Below are 3,532 nucleotides of genomic sequence, written 5' to 3' on the forward strand. Positions count from 1 at the left end.
GTTTGGCGGTCGCGCCCGCCCCACCTAGGGGGGTGGGGCGCTGGTGGCTTTGGCGGGGGGGCCTGCGCCCCCACTGTGGAACCCGGGCCGGGGGGCCGGCCGCGCGCCCCCCACACAGCGCGCGCCCCCGGCCCGGGAACGGCATCCGAGTCAAGCCTGAGGGCGCTCGCCCAGGTGGTGCGCGGGCTGGTCCAGGGAGCGCTCGCAGAGCAGCCCGCGGAAACCGACGCGCTGCCCGGCACCCATCGCACTGATCGAACGGAAAACACAATCACATGGACACGACAGCCTCTCCCCACAGCACGGACACCGTATGTGTGGTCGGTTCCATCAACGCAGACCTGAGTGTCGCCACGGAGCACCTGCCCCAGCCGGGACAGACCGTCCGCGGCGGCGGGCTGGTGATCGGTTCCGGCGGCAAGTCGGCCAACCAGGCAGTGGCCGCGTCCCGCATCGGCGCATCCGTGAGCATGGTGGGTGCGGTCGGCCGCGACGAGCACGGCGGCATCCTGCGCGGCGCGCTCGAACGGGAAGGCATCGACACCTCCCGGGTGCAGTCCTTCTCGGACGTCGCCACCGGCACGGCGTTGATCACCATCGACCACGAAGGCGAGAACACCATCGTCGTCTCCCCGGGAGCCAACGGCGTCCTGTGCGACCGGGACATCGAACTTGCCCGAGGGACCATCGCCCAGGCAGCGGTGCTCGGCCTCGCCTTCGAAGTCGACGACCGGGTGCTCCTCACCGCGGCTCGGATCGCCCACAGCTCCGGAGGCCGGGTCGTGCTCAACCCCTCGCCTTATCGCACACCGCATCCGGACCTGCTGGCCATGGTCGACCTGCTCGTGCTGAACGAACTCGAACTCGCCGACATGGTGGGAGCCGACCTGGCGGCAAAGTCGTGGGAAGACATCTGCCACGTGCTGTTCGAACGCTTCGGTATCCGTCACACGGTGGTGACCGCAGGAGCCCGCGGCGCGATGGTGCTGAACCATGCCGACGGCACCGGCCCCGACGCCCAGGCCCACGTCGTCCGCATCGCGCCGATCACCGTCAGCGCCGTCGACACCACCGGTTGCGGGGACGCCTTCCTGGGGGCGGTACTCGCGGGCCTTGCCGACGGCCGTACCGTCGTCGATGCCGCGCACACGGCAGCAGCGGTCGCCGCCTACGCCGCCACCCGTCGCGGAGCCCAGGACTCCTACCCGACCAGCGCCGAACTGCAAGCTCTGCTCGACTCACTCGACCATGACGTTGCCGCCGCCCCGGCACACTGATTCGGTCGTTGACCCCACACCCAGGAACAACGGTTGCGGACCTGTAGGACTCGAAAAGTCGTCGTTGCAGGTCACGCCGCGTATCGGTACTCGTTGACGATGCCGCCGAGACCCCTGGTGCGAAGCAGGCTTCGGTCGTCGAGGTCGTGCACGATTGCGGGCTGCTCGGTCGCGCTGGGCGGCAGCTGTTGCCCGGCTGGGGTGGCTCGCAGGCCGTACCGATGGGCGAGCGCGACCATCCCCGCACCGTGGTCGAATTCCTCGACGCCCTGGGCATCGAGAAGGCCGCACTCGTCGGCAACTCCATGGGAGGAGTCGTCTCCCTCGCCACCGCCGCCCTCTACCGGGACCGGGTCTCCCACCTGATCACCATGGGCCCGGCCGCCAAACCCCGCCCCGGGCTGTTCGGCCCCGGGGGCGGACCGACCGAGGGCATGAAGATCCTCTTCGCCGCATACCGGGACCCCTCCCAGGACACGATGCGCCGCCTCGTCGACATCATGAGCTACGGCTCCGGTGAGGCCGCCGACGACCTCGCCGCCGAACGCGCCGCCGCCGCCCAGGGCCGCCCCGACCACCTGAAGCATTTCCTGGAAGGACTGGCCGAGGACTGCACGCCGATCACCCGGTGGGCCACCCCTGAGGAACTCCTGGGCACCACCGCGCCCAGCCTCCTGATCCACGGCAGGGACGACCGCGTCGTGCACTTCGAGTCCAGCCTCGAACTGGTCTCCCTCATCCCCGACTCCCGGCTCGTGCTGTTCAACCACTGCGGCCACTGGGCACAGCTGGAGCACGCCGCCGAGTTCAACCACCTCGTCACCGACTTCGTGACGAACAACTAGCAAACCGTTCCTAACCAGTGTGCATAAGTGAGTCCTGGACCCACTGCTGCGTACTGGGCGCATCCCGAACGGTGTTGGATGCGCTGGGTTCCCGCGTTCGCGTCCCGTTCGGCGACGGCCCTCCAGGGGGCCGGTCCGTTGCGGGTGGGCGGGTTCCCTCACGCCCCCGGCCACCTGACCCGGCCTGGACGGTCCGATGCCCCGCACGATCACTCCGGTCGTGCGGGGGCGGTGCCGTCCTTCCCCAAGCTCTCAACTCCGTTCGAGCAGGGGATACCCCATCCCGGACCGGGTGCCCAAGGGCGCGTCGCCCGATCGCGATACCGGCGGCATCGTGACGGGACATCCTTCGGTCAGGCAGTCCAGCGTCAAGCGCACGCCGCGCTCGCGGCCGGCTGGCACGCAGAGCCCAGTCAGCTGGACACCACCGCACGCGGCGAAGAGATCCGCTCCCTCCTGGACCGCCTCCCAAGGCAGCGAACCCGCCGTCCTCTTCCGTCCGGCCCGGATGACGTCGGCGCGCACACCCGTGCACGCGGTCGCCGAACCCGAGGGACCGTCCGATGTGTCACCCCGGCCAGGGGCGTCAGCCACAGGTCGGCGTGGGACTGGAGCAGTTGCTCGGTCGGCGGGAAGTCCAGGATGGTCCCGCAGAACATGGACAGCCTGTCGTCGGCATCGGTGGCGGTGCCGGGCCGCCCGGGCAGAGCCTCGGAGGGCGCGGGACACAGGAACGCGAGCCAGGCCGGGGCCGTCTGGGCCTTCGCGGCAGGTACGTGCCGGTGGACTTGCCTGGCCTGCGCCGCCCTGGAGGGGCGGGTCGATACGTATGCGAATCCTCCGGAATTTCGGCTGAACCCATAGCATGCGCACAGGGATTGTCCAGGCGAGTCGGCGGTGTCTCCGCAGATCGCTTCATCGCGGACGCGACTTGTTCGAATAGAACTCCGCTGGCTACAGTCGGCCGCCATGAACGCTGACTTCTCATTGATCCGGAGCAGCTTCGCAGCTGTTCAGCCGTACGGCTCACAGGTGACCGAGTACTTCTACGACCACCTGTTCGCCCATCACCCCAGTGTGCGCCCCCTGTTCGCGGCTCACCTCGACGAACAGCGCGACCGCCTGTGGGCGGCGCTGGGAGCACTGGTAGCCAACCTGGAGAACACCGACACGCTCATAGGCATGCTGGAGAGCCTGGGGCGGCGCCATGCGGGATACGGCGCGCTGGCCGAGCACTATCCGGCCGTGGGGGCCAGCCTGATCGCGGCCCTGCGCCACTTCGCTGGCGATGCGTGGACACCGGCCGTCGAGGAGTCATGGACGGCGGTCTACGGCGTGATCAGCAGCACGATGGTCGCGGCCGGCGAGTCAGCGCCGAACTGACCCAGTCGCCGTTCGGCTCCTCGCGAC

4 protein-coding genes are annotated in these 3,532 nt (G+C 69.5%); 3 read left to right on the forward strand and 1 reads right to left on the reverse strand.

Going from position 1 to position 3,532, the window contains the following annotated elements:
* Positions 1-275 precede the first annotated feature (275 nt).
* Entirely contained in the window at positions 276-1,277 is a 1,002-nt protein-coding gene (locus ACFU6I_RS40945; protein ID WP_384377273.1) for a ribokinase, read from the forward strand.
* 71 nt (positions 1,278-1,348) lie between these two features.
* Here the strand turns inward: ACFU6I_RS40945 and ACFU6I_RS40950 are convergent, their stop codons facing one another.
* Positions 1,349-1,516, reverse strand: a complete 168-nt coding sequence (locus tag ACFU6I_RS40950; RefSeq protein WP_384377276.1) for a hypothetical protein — start codon at positions 1,514-1,516, stop codon at positions 1,349-1,351.
* Here ACFU6I_RS40950 and ACFU6I_RS40955 point away from each other — a divergent pair.
* Positions 1,499-2,122, forward strand: coding sequence for an alpha/beta fold hydrolase (locus ACFU6I_RS40955; RefSeq protein ID WP_384377279.1), 624 nt, complete (start codon positions 1,499-1,501; stop codon positions 2,120-2,122). The two genes, ACFU6I_RS40950 and ACFU6I_RS40955, sit on opposite strands and share 18 nt — an antisense overlap.
* A 969-nt stretch (positions 2,123-3,091) precedes the next feature.
* Positions 3,092-3,505, forward strand: coding sequence for a globin domain-containing protein (locus ACFU6I_RS40960; RefSeq protein ID WP_384377282.1), 414 nt, complete (start codon positions 3,092-3,094; stop codon positions 3,503-3,505).
* The last annotated feature ends 27 nt before the right edge of the window (positions 3,506-3,532 follow it).

Source organism: Streptomyces sp. NPDC057486 (genome assembly GCF_042802415.1).
In the GTDB taxonomy this organism is placed as follows: Bacteria; Actinomycetota; Actinomycetes; order Streptomycetales; family Streptomycetaceae; genus Streptomyces; species Streptomyces yanii.